At 43.2% G+C, this 15,736-nt stretch carries 11 protein-coding genes and 5 pseudogenes; 4 read left to right on the top strand and 12 right to left on the bottom strand.

What is annotated here, in order from left to right; all coding sequences use genetic code 11:
• Positions 1 to 73: 73 nt before the first annotated feature.
• The 10 genes and pseudogenes from PBOR_RS36120 to PBOR_RS07935 all read right to left on the bottom strand — a co-directional run.
• Positions 74 to 526: pseudogene (locus PBOR_RS36120) on the bottom strand (sigma-70 family RNA polymerase sigma factor); the annotation flags it as partial.
• A gap of 49 nt (positions 527 to 575) precedes the next feature.
• Positions 576 to 1,232, bottom strand: coding sequence for a hypothetical protein (locus tag PBOR_RS07970; RefSeq protein WP_042211206.1), 657 nt, complete (start codon positions 1,230 to 1,232; stop codon positions 576 to 578).
• Between the two features lie 30 nt (positions 1,233 to 1,262).
• Positions 1,263 to 1,949: an HNH endonuclease family protein gene (locus PBOR_RS38000; protein WP_245648230.1), complete on the bottom strand. Its 687-nt coding sequence runs from the start codon at positions 1,947 to 1,949 to the stop codon at positions 1,263 to 1,265.
• Between the two features lie 471 nt (positions 1,950 to 2,420).
• Positions 2,421 to 3,113 (bottom strand): annotated as a pseudogene (locus PBOR_RS37995) (DUF262 domain-containing protein); the annotation flags it as partial.
• Positions 3,114 to 3,318: 205 nt separating this feature from the next.
• Positions 3,319 to 3,687 (bottom strand): annotated as a pseudogene (locus tag PBOR_RS07955) (sigma factor); the annotation flags it as partial.
• Positions 3,688 to 3,739: 52 nt separating this feature from the next.
• Positions 3,740 to 4,339 carry an ATPase gene (locus tag PBOR_RS07950; protein WP_042211203.1) on the bottom strand — a complete coding sequence of 200 codons (600 nt, stop codon included), beginning with the start codon at positions 4,337 to 4,339 and terminating at the stop codon, positions 3,740 to 3,742.
• On the bottom strand, positions 4,332 to 4,511 hold the full coding sequence (locus PBOR_RS07945; RefSeq protein ID WP_042211202.1) for a hypothetical protein: 180 nt from the start codon (positions 4,509 to 4,511) through the stop codon (positions 4,332 to 4,334). The genes PBOR_RS07950 and PBOR_RS07945 overlap by 8 nt, the downstream gene beginning before the upstream one ends.
• Before the next feature lie 322 nt (positions 4,512 to 4,833).
• Entirely contained in the window at positions 4,834 to 5,127 is a 294-nt protein-coding gene (locus tag PBOR_RS37670) for a hypothetical protein (protein WP_157763996.1), read from the bottom strand.
• Positions 5,128 to 5,732: 605 nt separating this feature from the next.
• Positions 5,733 to 5,908: pseudogene (locus PBOR_RS37990) on the bottom strand (sigma factor); the annotation flags it as partial.
• Between the two features lie 132 nt (positions 5,909 to 6,040).
• Positions 6,041 to 6,748 (bottom strand): TetR/AcrR family transcriptional regulator, encoded by a 708-nt coding sequence (locus PBOR_RS07935; protein ID WP_042211200.1) that lies wholly within the window; start codon positions 6,746 to 6,748, stop codon positions 6,041 to 6,043.
• A 161-nt stretch (positions 6,749 to 6,909) separates the two neighbouring features.
• Here PBOR_RS07935 and PBOR_RS07930 point away from each other — a divergent pair, with 161 nt between their 5' ends.
• Positions 6,910 to 8,382 (top strand): DHA2 family efflux MFS transporter permease subunit, encoded by a 1,473-nt coding sequence (locus PBOR_RS07930; RefSeq protein WP_042211199.1) that lies wholly within the window; start codon positions 6,910 to 6,912, stop codon positions 8,380 to 8,382.
• A gap of 77 nt (positions 8,383 to 8,459) precedes the next feature.
• Here PBOR_RS07930 and PBOR_RS34895 read toward each other — a convergent pair.
• Positions 8,460 to 8,819, bottom strand: a pseudogene (locus tag PBOR_RS34895) (sigma factor-like helix-turn-helix DNA-binding protein); the annotation flags it as partial.
• A gap of 207 nt (positions 8,820 to 9,026) precedes the next feature.
• On the opposite strand from PBOR_RS34895, the gene PBOR_RS07920 reads away from it, so the two are divergent.
• The gene (locus PBOR_RS07920; protein ID WP_081971952.1) at positions 9,027 to 12,200 is read left to right on the top strand and encodes an amidase family protein; all 3,174 of its coding nucleotides are present in this window, start codon (positions 9,027 to 9,029) and stop codon (positions 12,198 to 12,200) included.
• Between the two features lie 384 nt (positions 12,201 to 12,584).
• Here the strand turns inward: PBOR_RS07920 and PBOR_RS07915 are convergent, their stop codons facing one another.
• A complete protein-coding gene (locus PBOR_RS07915) occupies positions 12,585 to 13,007 on the bottom strand; it encodes a MerR family transcriptional regulator (protein ID WP_042211198.1) in 423 nt (140 codons plus the stop codon).
• Positions 13,008 to 13,190: 183 nt separating this feature from the next.
• Between PBOR_RS07915 and PBOR_RS07910 the strand changes: the two genes are divergently transcribed.
• Positions 13,191 to 14,312, top strand: a complete 1,122-nt coding sequence (locus PBOR_RS07910) for an NADH-dependent flavin oxidoreductase (protein ID WP_042211197.1) — start codon at positions 13,191 to 13,193, stop codon at positions 14,310 to 14,312.
• A gap of 443 nt (positions 14,313 to 14,755) precedes the next feature.
• Entirely contained in the window at positions 14,756 to 15,721 is a 966-nt protein-coding gene (locus PBOR_RS07905; RefSeq protein ID WP_042211196.1) for an NAD(P)H-dependent flavin oxidoreductase, read from the top strand.
• The last annotated feature ends 15 nt before the right edge of the window (positions 15,722 to 15,736 follow it).

Here is a 15,736-nt window from a genome sequence, read left to right as displayed (position 1 = left end):
GGGGAGCATATTAGATTGGCTGCCTTCTGAATGTTATATGTTATAATAAAAGCTTCCATATTCTTTATCTGAGCTATCGCTTCACCTTATAAAACTCATGATAAAGCTTCATGAGCGCCCTCTTCTCAATCCGCGGCACATAGCTCCGCGAGATCCCCAGCTCCTTCGCATCTCCCGCTGCGTCCGCTCTTCCCTGCCGGTGTCCAGGCCAAAGCGCCCGACCACGACTTCCTTCTCCCGGTCATCCAGATTGCGATATATCTTGCTCTTCTCGATTTTTAAGGTCAACTTCGTGCTGGGACACGTCTTTCCGCATCTTTTTCAGCAAGCGAAGGTGCATTATGATTTCGTTTTCAATACAGCGGGCGGCAAAAGTCGCGAGCTTCGTGCCCTTATTAGGCCGGTAGCTCTCGATCCCTTTGATCAGTCCGATGGTGCCGATGGAGATGAGATCCTCCATGTCTTCGCCGGTTTTGTCGAATTTTTTGAGGTTGTGGACACAATGCGATGTCATTTTTATATTATATAAGGAAGAAATACAGACAACTCAACTAAAAGCAATATTTAATTGTTACCTACCCATTCAATTCTTTATACGTTTGAGGAATGTGATAAGCAATTAGCGCTCTCCGGAATACATCCAGTTTGCTCACTTCTTGGTCCAATTTCAGTCTCTGTAATGCACTCTCAACCTGTCCCCGGACTCTAACCTGTAGATTGATGAATGATACATTTATATCACGTATGTCAAGAATCTTTGCGATTTTTTTCAGATCATTATTATTCGCGACCGGTGTCATAATCTCCATAAACATGCAGCATATAAACCGGTTAATATACTGATTTGGCGCATTGCCAAGAAGACTCGGATGTGAATTTATGGCGTGTTCAATCTCCACATCCTTAATCCGGTTTGTTAACCTTTCATCCAGTGGACCAGTTTTACGAAGCAACATCAGCTCAACTATTTTCTTCTGAACAGATGGTTCCATTGTCATTAATCGGATAAATTCCTCTGTGCTGCCGGTAGCACTTCCCCTAGCAATTATTTTATTCATATGGATTCCGACCAGATAATCACCGACAAATGACAGTCTTCCAGTTGCCCCATCCCAATCCTCTATATGTTTATATAATTGCTGGAGCGTCTCGTTTGCCTCATCGTCGTTTAACTGATTCCGCTGCTTCATTTTCTGAAAAGCTAATTCTACAATACAATCATAAGGCTCCATCGTTTATTTCCCTCCATTCCACTAAATCTCTTAATCTTCAGTCTCATCATCTACAACCGTTAATGCAGCGTCGATGTCATCCACATGCCACCGGCTTACAATCCAAGTGGAAATCTTCTGCCTCCGGTTTTCAAACTCCGAATAAGTCCACTCACCGTAAGTGGCCAGCTCACGTTCAGAAAACAGGCTAGATCCGGCATAACATCCATTCTCTCCAGCTGAACCTCTCTTCTTGTCAAAGCCATTGTTGCTGTAAATACTATTATCAAAGGTCATTACCAGATTTCCTATATCATGCGTCGCTTCTTCAATTTCTTCTCCCGTCCACCTGGACTGCCAGTATGACTTAGTTGGAGTCTGCGGCAAAATATGTTCAATCGAGTCTTGCTTGTCCTTCTTTTGCAGGTAAACCCAGTCCATAAGAACCGGTTTGCCGGATGCCAGATGTAACTCATACTCATACAACAAATATTTAAGACCATACCATCCGTACCAGTCTGCTCTGGCATTTGTCTCTTCATTGAATTTCTTATTAGGGGAATAATACAGCAATAATTGATGAACACAGATGAAAGCATCCTGATATGTGACTATCCCATGATACAAGTCGTATGCAAGCTTTAACAGATTCGATTGCCCTGCATTTGATCTTTTACCCGCATAACGGTATACACGGAATGCAAACTTTTCACATAGCTTTAGAAGATCCAAATACATCTCCAGATTATCGCTATATTTTAGCCGGCTGGCCATAAGAAGCGGAATAAAGGAGGCGATGACACCGATGCGATGCAGTTTAGCTGTATAATCTTCTAATGCCTTCCTTGTTACTTCTTTCGTTCCAAAGAAAGAGCCTGACCGTTTGGCGTGAATGATATCGCAATATACCGTGCAACATTCTTTGAGTGTATTCACGCAAGCCCGTAAATCATTACGAAGCTGAGTATGCTGATCCTTGTAATTTTTCAGATTATATACCGTCTTGAACGAATTGCTGCCATCCCATTGCTTGGAGTTGTAGTTATGATACATAAGCCAGAAACTCCGGAGCAACTGGTTCTCGTCAGAATCCGAAGCCTTCGATGACATCAAGCTTTCGTATATGTATTTCCACGTCCGATTAATGTCTTCCCCCAACTCCTTGCCACCGTCGCATGTTAACTTAGAGGATAGGTATAATAAATAATTTTTGGTCTTTTCCATCTCAGTCAGCTTTTTGCCGCGATTGTTCATGACCTCAAAGATGACGCCCACATCCGTAGCCTTTGGAACCAAATAAACGGTCAGTTTCATCTTATTACTGATCTTGTTGTACATCTTATTGAGCCATGTTAAGTAATCCTCACTTAGCTCTTCTGATCTCCGAGCTAAGTACTGTGCAAAATAGCGCTTGGCATCAAGCAATCTCTGCTCCGAAGTAATTTTGGCAGACATTACGGCTTCACTTTCAGTAATTATATATTTTTTATAAAATAAGTTCGTGTCCCGATTGAGTGACAACTTAGGTAACTTATCGTCATTTTTGGTTGTGGCAATGTACTTTTTGAGAATGCCGTCAGCAAAGATTCTACTTCCATCAAGCCCTCTAAATTGAGAAGCAATTTCATGAAGCAGGATCGATAATGTTGTAAGTCTTTGCTATCCGTCAACAACATCATATACTCTTAAGGTGTTACCTTCGTCGTCGTTGATATCCTCTTCATTCTCTGCCTCATGAATGACCAATGTTCCTGTATAATGTTCCTGGTCGTCCTCCAGCAACTCAAGGTCTTCCAGTAAGTCGAGCCACTGATTCTCCTCCCAAGCATAGCCTCGCTGGTAATCCGGGATTCGAAACAGCTTATGCTGAAAAATATCCTGTATCGACTGTAAATGCTGCAAATGTGATACCTCCATATATGAAATAGTTTTCAAAATTCATCCAGCGCAATTTAGTTCAGAGGCATTACTCCGTGAATACAACCTAGACATTTATCCAAATTATAACATCAATATTCAAATATTTTATACTTTTTACATAATTTTTTTGAACAACAGGTCTAAATTTCGACAAAAAAGAGCCTGTCAAAAGACAGACCCAATACATTCACCGCTTCACCTTATAAAACTCATGATACAGCTTCATGAGTGCCCTCTTCTCAATCTTCAGATCCACTTCCTTGATCACATCATCCGCTTCCGAGCCTAGGATATCGATCAGGGTGATCTCGTTGCCTTCCTTATCGGTTCCGATCGGATCGTGGAGGGATACGTCCTTGCGGTTTTTTTTCAGCGAGCGTAAGTGCATCAGGATCTCATTCTCGATACAACGGGCGGCAAAAGTAGCCAGCTTCGTGCCCTTGTTCGGGCGGTAGCTCTCGATGGCCTTGATCAGCCCGATGGTGCCGATGGAGATCAGGTCCTCCATGTCTTCGCCGGTGTCGCCCGAATTTCTCGAGGTTGTGGACACGATGCGATGTCAAAAAAATAAACCAATCAAAATCATTTCCGATTCAAATTGGTTATTTTTACGTTTTGAATTTAATCTCTAATTGTTTATCGATTATTTTGACCCATTCAGGTAATTCAATTAAATGATATTTTATCCCGCTTTTATCTGCTTCAAGAATAAACTCGCCATCAGCTTTACTATTATCAACAACAATTAATTGATCAATCAGATCTAAGTGAGATAACAGATTATTCATACTGGTTATATTGCGTCTAATAATATCCTCGGTTTCAATATGATGACCACCGTTCTTCACTCGCAAAGCAACACGTTCAATATTTAGCCGTACATCCCCTAGTCCCACATAAAACATAATAATTTCAAAGCCTTGTTCCTTTGCATCTCTCATCTGCCTTATAACGTTACCACCAGCTAAAGTAGTTTCCACAGTGAAATCCCACTTTTTTCGAATACATTCCCTAGCTATCCTTATAGCTTCTTTCCCGGCAGATACTTTACTCTTTTCAGGATGCCCGCTATTGATCTTACGTGCTAGTGCATCCGGATCAATATTCACACTTACTCCAAGCCGGTCAACAATCAAGTTGCGGATTGTGCTCTTGCCACTTCCATTATTACCGGCAAACACAAACATCGTTGCCTTTGTCTCATTCATGGATGAAATCCTGTTCATTCATTTTCTCAATTTCACCCGTACTATATTCTCTAACAATTTGCCCCTCATTTGTCTTATATACTATATATGTTCCATTTGCTTTAGCATCCAACTTCGCCCGGTCACCCGTTAACCGGATCAATTTAGCAAGGTCCTTCGTAAGATTCGTCATTATACAAACACCTCATTTTTCACTTATAGTTCGAGTATACCACAGTACAATGTAATTTATATCACCCTAAGCTCTATGCATAAACGCATAGGTAACCTGCATGGTCGAGACCTTTCATGTCTCTTTCCTGCAGGCAAATTACCTACCTCACTGCTTCGCCTTATAAAACTCATGATACAGCTTAATGAGATGCATCAGGATTTCGTTTTCAATACATCGGGCCGCAAAAGTAGCCAAGTTCTGTTTCCCAGTTATGATCTATTTGATGCTGTATAGTAACTTCCAGTTGGGTTAGATCTCAATAAATGTATGCATTTAAAACTCAAGCTTCAACAGCTTGCGGTAACGTTCTTTCGTATTCTTTATGTAACACATAACGTTGGACGCCTCTCGAAGCGTCTACTGCTTCCCTGGCATACTTGATAGCGGTTTCACTGATGCCTGCTTTGAGTTCAATTTCTGCGAGCAGCGCTGATCTCATCCATTGCTTCCTGATTGACTCAAGATGTTCCCGAGCCAGAACACTTTTCCCGTCCTGGAGCAGCAGAACCGTTTCGTAGTATGCCCGGTAATCAGAATAGCGGATATACGGCACTGCCTCCTGAACGGCATCCATATCTTTGCGGTACAGTCCATAAGCTGCCTTGTACGTTGCCTGTACCGTACCCGCTTATATTTGCTCATCAGCTGCTCCATAATCGTTCTTGATTCATCCTCAAGTCGGTTCGCAAGAATATAATGAATATAAACGGCAGGCTTGTTTTTCTGGCTGCGTAAAAAGGACTCTACGCGGTCCACACGTTTTTCCAAAGCTGCAGGATAATAGAATTGGGTTATAAAAGCAATAAAGCCGGCCACCACAGTTACCCCTACTATCAGGATTGGTGAATAGTCATTGAGTGCCAGCAATAAGACAACCACGAACAGCACGGAATAAATAAAAATGCTCCAGCGAAGGCGCTTCATTATAATTCTCCTTTGAATATCATAATTAACAAGCAAGAATCCCATTTCAAATATTGTATCACAATCCATAATATAGTCAGTAGGAACCATCAGATAATTCTCCTGTCTCATAAGTTTGGCAAGAAAACATCTCTGCCCCCAATGTCTTCGATGTTCTTTCCCACTTCGTTTGTCTGAACTTTAGATCATCTGCTCACCTAAAAAGTCAAAAAGCAACTCATTGTAGACAAGTCGCTTTCTATTCGCTCGTCTGCCTCCCAGAACATCAATGAGAGTAATCTCGTTGCCTTCCTTGTCTGTCCCAATGGGATCTGAGGGACACATTTCTCCAATACAACGGGCGGCATAGATCGCGAACCTTGTCCCCTTATTAGGCCGATAGCTCCCGATAGCCTTGGCAACCGGATGGTGCCGATGGAGGTGAAGTCCTCCCTGGAAGTGCTATACCCGCCTCAACCGGTTGCTGGTACATTGCAAATGTAGTGATCATAATAAAAAACGGCAGCTGGCTTAGGACCGGCTGTCGTTTTTCGTTATCATCTCGCTTATCCAAGCTTGTCTCGTTATTCGTAGGAGAGCTTCTCCATGATTAACTTGTCCAAGTAGGCTTCAAAGCCGGAATCATCTTCACGAATCCACTTTTCGTAAAAAATCTGGTGCTTCATCGCTTTATAGAAATCCATGAGCACTTGCTTGAGCGTCATATTTTGCATCATCAGCCACTTAGGATCCAGCAGTTTTCTTATCATTAGATCCATTTGCACCAGATAGATTTGAGTGCTCGCGATGGGATAAAATATGCCAAACTCAATGCCGCTGTCGAAGTAGGCAACGAGCTTTTTCTGAAATTGGTCCAGAGCTTGGGCAAGTTTGACGGACAATTGTGGATATGACCCGTTTAAATCCTGAAGCAGAATATCCGTCAGGAAGAACGTCTGCTTAATCATAAGCCTAAATGCCTTGGCGAAAGATTCGTTGTAAACCTTCAGCTCTTCTTCGGACGGCCGCGATATCTTCTCAGGCGACAGCTTTGAGGGAGCTTCCAGCAGGATCAGATTGGAAAGAAATCGGACATATTGATCAAGCAGACGTCCCACAATCTCATCTTTGGAGTCAAAATATTTATACATAGTTGCCTTGCTGATATCCATACATTTGGCCGCATCTTCCATCTTCATCTGGCTGATGCCCTGTTTTTGGATATAGGGGATTAAACGTACGAGAAGCTTTTCTCGTTTCGAGGACAACGGATCGCAATCTGCCTCCGACATGTTCCAACACCTCCTGTGTTGCCAATATCATTATAAAGCAATTCGTCAATATTTTAAACACCCTTTACTATTTGAACTTTTTTAGTATAAATCGTTTACTTCGTTTATAAACTATGCTATTTTAATGGTAGCCAAATTACGAATAGTTAGGAGAGAGTTATATGCCCGCAGATTCCACAGTAAGTGAGTCCGCATCACTCCGTTCACTCATTGCTCCGTTGATCGCGATTATCGTAGGGTTGTTCATGGTTATTCTGGACAGCACGGCGGTTAACGTCGCCATTCCGGTTATTTCTGAAGACTTTCAAAGTTCGTTGACCCTTATTCAATGGACCATTACTGGTTATGCGCTAGCCCAGGCTTCCGTTATTCCGTTAGCTGGGTGGATGTCCGACCGGTTCGGTGCCAAGCAAATTTTCATTATTTCCATCATCTTGTTCGTCGGCAGTTCAATCTTATGCTCATTCGCGGGCTCGGCCGAAATGTTGATATTCTTCCGCATCTTGCAAGGCCTGGGTGGCGGTATGGTTACTCCGATCGCCTTCGCGATGATCTACCGGATCAGTCCCGCCGAATCGGTAGGCAGAATCATGGGTATCATGGGAGTGCCAGTTCTGCTTGCACCTGCACTTGGTCCAATCGTATCCGGGTATTTGGTCGACTACGTCAGCTGGCGGTGGCTGTTTCTAATCAATATTCCGGTCGGCATCGTTGGGGTTGTCTTAAGTATCCTATTACTGCCGAATCTGCCGAAGAAGGCTTTTGCTCCGCTGGATTCCTTAGGATTTATGCTCGCTCCGTTAGCATTCGGCGGCCTTTCATATGGGTTAAGCGAAGGCGGAGAAGGGTGGACTACGGTGAAAACGATCACTGGTCTTACCGTAGGTGCAGTCGCTTTGATTCTGTTTGTCATCGTTGAACTCCGGAACAAGAAGGAGCCATTGCTGGAGCTGAGGGTTTTTCGTTCTATGCAATTTACCCTAGGGATTCTGGTACAATGGGTTTTACAGCTCGCTTTGTTCGGCATGATTTTCGCTGTTCCGTATTTCATGCAGCGGCTTATGGGAATGAGTGCTTTTGAAGCTGGCTTCTGGTCATTGCCCCAGGCCATCGCTTCCGGTATCATGATGCCGTTCAGCGGACGTTTGTTCGACCGGGTCGGCGCACGTCCCCTGGTGGTCGGCGGCTTGATTCTCATAACGGCTGGCGCCTATATGTTCTCCATGATCGATCCAAGCGACAGCTCGTGGGCATTCCTGCTTCCACGCATACTGCTCGGACTCGGTTCCGGCATGTCTTTCATCGCATTGAATACCCACTTGATCCAAGCGGCGCCTAAGGAGCTGGTCGGAAGAGTCACTTCACTGACAAGTGCCGCCCAGCAAGTAGTTTCATCCTTAGCTATCGCAGGATTGACAACGTTCCTTGTCAGCCGTACCGATCATTATGCGAGCAATGGTGAGGCACCAGTGCCTAATGCAATGACGCATGCATTTCACAACACCTACCAACTACTCGCCATTATTGCAGTGGCCGGGTTATTGCTGGCACTCACCTTAAAGCGTCCCGCTCCTAAGGATGCAGGCCTTACGCCTGGTGAAGCAAACAAAACCCCTGTGATTGTAATGGAGTAGATATCAGGAAGGACTTTATTACAAGCTGCAAACGAAATGAACAGGAGGACTGCGCTTTGTGCGGTCTTCCTTTTTGATTATGAATATCGGTTTGCCGCATAAAGCTTCATTAGCACCCTCTTCTCAATCCGCAGCACATAACTCCGCGAGATCCCCAGAACCTCCGCAATCTCCCGTTGCGTCCGCTATTCACCTTCTGTATCCAAACCAAAACAAACCGCCCGACCACGACCTCCTTCTCCGTTTCATCGAGAATATCGAGGTTGCAGTAGATCTTACTCTTCTCGATCTTAAGATCCACCTCTTTAATCACATCGTCGGCTTCAGATCCGAGGACATCGATCAGCGTAATCTCGTTCCCTTCCTTGTCTGTCCCCATCGGATCATGGAGCGACACGTCTTTCCGTGTTTTTCAGCGAGCGAAGGTGCATCGCTATATAGAACTAAACATATCATAATATGTTAGTTAATATATCTAATAGTTACCATTTATATTACAAATTTTAATGAATATAGTATTTACTTTATATCAAAACCTCAAAAATATATTAAATTTTTAATATTTATTGACTGAAAGAAATAACGATGTTATATTTCCTAACATAATTTAATAAATATACATACAGGAAGAGGAGATTACTGAAATGAATAAGCTAAAACGTCTAAGTAAAACTAAAAGAAATCATTCTGGTTCCCCCCGCTCCGAATATTCACCAGCAAAAAATAATTGGAGTAAAAAGCAAGTTATAGCTACGTCCATTGCGTTATCTGTTATCGCTTCGAGTGTCATTCCGTTTCAGACCGCTGATGCTTTAACCCGGGTTACTTCAGCAAGCGGCACAGTATGGGAGATTCATGATGTCTTTGCGCCTAGCTTAGACACAGGAAGTTTACGTACCGTTGGTACTACACAAGTACAAGGCTTCGGTAATATCTTCGTTAAAGTGTCGTCGCCTACAGCTTCACTGATGAATGGTCAAATGATGCGCGGGTTTGACTTGAAATACGATGGTGTGAATAGATTCACTTCGACTCAGTCTGTAAATCTGGGAAATGTAACTGTTACTCGTGATGTGTATGTCGATACTATAAATAATCGTACGAGATTCTTTGATACCTTTACTAATAAAAATGATATGAACGTAAAGGTTGATGTCTCTTTCGGCGGCTCTCTGGGGTATGGTACAGCAGCAAATGCTTCAGTAGTCAAGGCAACATACTCCAATGATCTGGAGGTGACTACGGATGATTCATGGATTGTTGTAGACAGCAGTGCTAAAGACAATAAGCCGCTGGGCGTTGCAGTCGGGTCTCCGCATCCATTTGAGAATGGATTAACCAGCCTGGGCAATCAGCAGCAGAATCCATTCACCACACCATTAGCTAAGTCCGGAAATGATGCGAATTTCTACGGGTTCATTAATACATTACACATTGAGCCGGGAGAGTCGAAATCCCTGGTACATTATGTACAAGTTGGAGAAGCGGGTGAAGAAGGCCTGAAGAATCTGGTGACCATGCTAAACGGGCTTAATAGCCAGCTGGATGTAACCGGATTAACCAACGCACAAATCCGTTCAATCAGTAACTGGGATGTCTCTGCTATAGAGGGACTGGATACTGGAGATACCCTGGTGATTCCGGATGCTCCAGCAGCTAAAGCATTCATCACTTCTTCCCCCTATGATGTTACGAATAAATCCATTGCACAAATGCAGCAGGATATGATTAGCGGTAAAACTACTTCCGTACAAATTACTCAGGCTTATTTAGATAGAATCAAGGTATACGATGAAGGCCAGCTTGGCTTCCATGCCTTCCTGCATGTCTCTGAAACTGCGCTTACCCAGGCACAAGCTGCTGACAATGCCCGCGCACAAGGTGCAAAAGGGGATTTGCTCGGTATTCCCATTGCGATAAAAGATATCTATGATACCAAGGATATGCCTACTACAGGCGGCAGCAAAGCGCTTGAAGGCTGGCAGCCAGATTCTGATGCATTCCAGGTGAATAAGCTGCGGGAAGCTGGAGCTGTAATTATTGGTAAAGTAAATACTTCCGAGTTCGCCAACAGCGGAAGCTTTAGCGAGAGCGGCTGGCAGCAAACCTGGAATGCTCTGTATCCATCGAAAACATCCTTTGGCTCAAGCGGCGGCTCGGCAGTATCTGTTGCAGCTGATTTTGCAGCAGCAGCCATGGGTTCACAGACAGGGGTCTCTCTCTATGCACCTACTACAGGCGCCAGCTTAAAAAGCTTCCGTGGTACAGACGGCATGGCAAGTACTACAGGTGTACTGCCGCTCACTTGGGGACAGGATTATGCAGGTCCCATTGCTAAGACAGTAACGGACCTGGCCATCATGTTGAATGCTACAACGGGGACGGATCCGCAGGATATCTTCACAGTGACTGCCGATGCAGATCATAAGCGTCCGGCTGACTGGAAGGAATCTCTGGATACTAATGCATTGAAAGGAAAGAAAATCGGATATATCCCTGCTTCCTTTGTCTCCAGTTATGCCGATGATGATACCGGACAAGCCGTAATGAATAAGTTCTCCGAGCTTCAGGCAGCGGGGGCGACAATGGTTGAAATGTCAAAAGTACCGTCAGCACCTACCCGTCCAGCAGGCATTAATGGATCTACCGAAGGCTGGGCGCGCTATATTGAGCTTCATAAGAACTTCCCTTACATTGATGGAGCAAGTGTACTCGCTTCAGATAAGGTGCTTATCTATAATCAGAGAGGATATACAGAGCCTACCCGCATGACTGAACAGGCTGTACAAGATTACATCAAATATAGAACTGACTATAAGGAAGTTATTAAAGGCTGGATGGACGAAAATGGCGTGGATGCTATTGTTTATGCAGGTTTTATCAGTGACGTATATAACAATGACTCAGCAGCCTCTCAATTAAGCTCTGACCGAAACACGGGCGTATTAACGTCTAACGTCGGCCTCCCTACGGTAGTTGTTCCTGTAGGAACGAACGACAGCGGATATTCTATCTCCATGCAGCTTGTTGGCAGAGCATGGGACGATGCCAAAGTTCTAGGTATGGGCTATGCTCTTGAGCAACAGAGTCAAGCCAGACTGCTTACAGCCTATGCTCCAGCACTTCAATACGTCTCTAATCCTACTAATCCTGATCCAACAGATAATGAACCAAGCAATCCAAGTCCTGGAGGAGGTACCGTAACTCCCCCGGTAACAGCAACGCCCACACCAACACCGGCTCCTACAGCAACACCAGCACCTGCAGAACCAGCAGCACCAACACCTACGCCGGAAGTTGCCAGTTTCGCAGATACTATTAATCACTGGGCAAAAGCAAGCATTGATGTGCTTATAGCCAAGGGATTACTAACGGGTTATTCCGATGGAACCTTCCGTCCGGATTCAGGGTTGACCCGTGCCGAAGCCATCAAGGTCATTGCAACGTACATGGGGCTTGAAGGACAGGCTAGCAGCTTTACAGATGTATCTCCAACGCATTGGGCTAATACGTATATCGGCGCAGCAGCCGGAGCAGGCCTGATGAACGGATATAGCGATGGAACCTTCCGTCCGAACGACAAGATAAGCCGCAGTGAATTAGCGGCACTGATTACTAGAGCCTTTAAGCTGACAGGTACTGGAAACACATCCTTCAAAGATGTTAATAGAAATGCATGGTATTATGATTCCATTGATGCACTCGCATCCAATAATATTATTACTGGCTACGAGGATAGTACCTTTAAGCCTGGAAAAGATATTACCAGAGCAGAGTTTGCAACAATGGTCTCCAGATTACTGGAAACTGTGAACTAAAAGACAGGGCCATCCCGAAAAGGATGGCCCTAATTCTTGCCGTAACAGAATTTATCGAGCCACTTTCAATTTTGCGGACCGTCGTATTATGCATAGCCTGACGGGAATAAATAAATTCGCAAGCAGAACCTTTGTAGCCTCCACTGTGCTATTCCTCTATAAGCATCCCTTAGAGGCCAGACGCTGCATTAAGAATTCCCTCCAACCTTCTCATCTTTTACAAGTTTATGTCGCCTGTAACTCTTCACTTGGATAATGATCCCTATAGTAAATAAAGAAAACAATACGATACTCACCACCAAATAAAAACAGAGGCAGCCATTAGACGAATGAAAGTCCTAGACTACCTCTGTTTTATTGAACCCTTGATAGAGCTTAAGTACATTAATTCGCTACCTTAACCTCCAAACCGTGACATCTAAAAATATGATTGGGATTTTTTATGACTTCTTCTTTCTGAAGGTCGTACATAGCTATTTTATAATTTATTTCCTCTAAGTGTCTGAAGCTTTCATCAATCTTCTTCTGCACATCCAATTTGTGCTGAATTAACATTTCTTCTCTTTGTAAAAAGGTAGAATTGCCTAATTCATAGAGTTCCTTGTATTCTTTTATTTTCATAAGAGGCATTCCTGTCTCTTTGAGGCAACGAATAAAAGAAATCCAATCTATTTGTTGTTCGCTATACACTCTACGTCCTTTTTCGTCACGAGAAATATCTGGTAATATCCCTTGCTCTTCATAAAATCGAAGTGTCTTTGCAGATACATTATAATTCTCCACCACATATGTCATTGAATACGTCATCTACTTATCCACCTTTAGTTATAGTTACTGTAACTAAATATATATCATAAAAGAGAATAATAAAACAACATTCCTATATATAATCACACAAATATGCAATCAAATAAAAAAATCCTTTACTTACCGTAACAGGAACCAAATATACTGAAGTAGAAAATAAACTGTGATAGCGAGGTTAATGAAATGAATCAGAAATATAGCCGGTTATTTGAATCCTTCACCTTCAGAAGCGGAATAACAATGAAGAATAGAGTGGTTATGGCACCCATGACAACCTGGTCAAGTAATGACGACCTTACCATTTCGGATGACGAAGTAAAGTATTACAAACAAAGAGTGAATGGAGTAGGACTCGTCATTACAGGGTGTACTCATGTTACACCTAATGGGCAGGGCTTTACGAATGAATTCGCTGGGTACAATGATGAATTCACTCCAAGTTTACGAAGATTAGCTGAGGCAGCAAAAAGTGGAGGCTCTCCTGCGATACTACAGATTTTCCATGCTGGAAATAAAGTCCTGCCTGGATTGGATGCAGTTAGTGCGAGTGCATTGCAACCCGAAGTTACTAATTTAGGTTCAACTCCAGAAACAAGAGAACTATCTCATGAGGAGATCTTGTCGATTGTACGTGCTTTTGGAGACACAACAAGACGAGCGATCGAAGCCGGATTTGATGGCATCGAAATCCATGGAGCTCATGGATTTTTAATTCAGAATTTTTGGTCGCCAGCAACAAATCAACGAATGGACCAATGGGGAGGATCACTTGAAAATCGCTTGCGTTTTCCGTTGGCGATTATTGAAGAAGTCAAAAGCGTCATTGAAAAGCATGCTACAAAACCATTCATTATTGGATACCGGCTTTCCCCTGAAGAATCTCACAAAGTGGACGGATTACGTATGAAAGATACGTATGAATTAATTGATTTCCTAGTTGAACAGGATTTAGATTATATTCATGCTTCACTAGATAATGTGTCTTCAAAGCCAGTAGATAGTCAAGATGGGAAAACACGGCTTGAATTAATTCTTGAGAGAGCACACGGTAAGGTACCTGTGATGGCTGCTGGATCCATAGTAACACCAGATGATGCTCTTAAAGCTGTGGAATTAGGATTGCCGCTAGTCGCCATTGGGCATGCGTTAATTATAGATCCTAATTGGGTTGAGAAGGTCGCAAATGGACGTGAAGCCGAGGTGGATTCTGAGTTGAACGTTTCGAAACTCGACCAGCTTAATATTCCGGAAAAACTTTCAAATGTAATTCAAGCCATGCCAGGTTGGTTTCCTATTAGTAAATAAAAAGTAGTCCTACAGACTACTCAGGTTGACGAGAAACCCAAGTCTTTTATGAGACTTCGGGTTTCTTTTGCTAATTCCAAGAACTTTCATCTATCTGGTTTATCCAAGTTTAACACTTTACAGTATATGCAATTCCCACTCATCCTTTCCCTCGAAAAAAGAGAGAACTCTCGAACTAATCCCACGAGTTGGCTGAAAACTAATCATTTGGACCTCCGTCAAGAAAAATAAAAAGCAACTCATCCACAGACAAGTCGCTTTACTGCTGTATTGTTAACGGATACTTCGTTTCTTGAATTTTCACTTGATATCAACACCTTAAAGAAAACAGTTGAAAGACATGATATTTAACATAGTTTGAGCATGTTTACAGTCACATCCAGGAAAGACTTAACTGTGTTACGATATATCTTATTCCTTCAACTTGCGAAAGAGGTGTGTAATTGAAACTTCCAACAATCCAATTCGGACATATTAAATCGAGAGTTCCTGTTATTCAAGGTGGAATGGGTGTAGGCATATCCTTAAGTGGACTCGCCGCTGCTGTAGCCAAGGCGGGTGGGATCGGCACCATCTCTGGTACAGGGATCACTGCTGAAGAGCTGAGAATGCATATTCGCAAAACAAGAGAACTCTCTAAAGGGATTGGCTATATCGGTGTGAATGTACTATTCGCAGTGAAGGACTTTGCCGAGAAAATGAAGGTTGCTTTAGAAGAAAAGGTTGACTTTATTATTTCCGGAGCCGGAATTTCTAGAGATATTTATGCTTGGGGTAAAGAATATGGTACTCCTGTAGTAACTATTGTTTCATCCGCCAAATTAGCCCGAATTTCCGAAAGACTTGGTGCCTCCGCAGTCGTTGTGGAAGGGTTCGAAGCCGGGGGCCATTTAGGTACAGACAGACCCATGTTTGATATCCTTCCTGAAGTCTTAGAGGCCGTTTCGATTCCGGTTATTGCTGCGGGTGGAATTTTGACAGGGGATGATATCGCAAAAGCCCTTCGGATTGGCGCATCTGGTGTTCAAATGGGTACCCGTTTTGTGGCAAGCCATGAGTGTGATGCTCCCTTAGCCTTCAAGCAAAAGTATGTAGATGCTCAGCAAGGAGATACTGTCCTAATCAAGTCTACTGTGGGTCTAGAAGGAAGAGCGATTCGAAATGAATTTACGGACCGCATCAGTAATGATGCCAAATTAAAGATAGTCAAATGCTATGATTGTCTAAAGGTTTGTTCACATCGCTTCTGTACAATGGAATCCCTGCTCACTTCCCTTAGAGGAGATGTTAAGAACGGATTGGTTTTTGCCGGGGCCAGAGTTCATGAGATTAAAGAGATTTTGTCCGTACAACAGATTATCGACAATCTAATGAATGAGTATCAAGGGGCATTGAACCCGACAATTTAAGGTTGTTCTAAAATT

Source organism: Paenibacillus borealis (genome assembly GCF_000758665.1).
Taxonomy (GTDB): domain Bacteria; phylum Bacillota; class Bacilli; order Paenibacillales; family Paenibacillaceae; genus Paenibacillus_AQ; species Paenibacillus_AQ borealis.
Note: the sequence above shows the minus strand (reverse complement) of the source record. Positions and strands in the feature narration are given on the sequence as shown.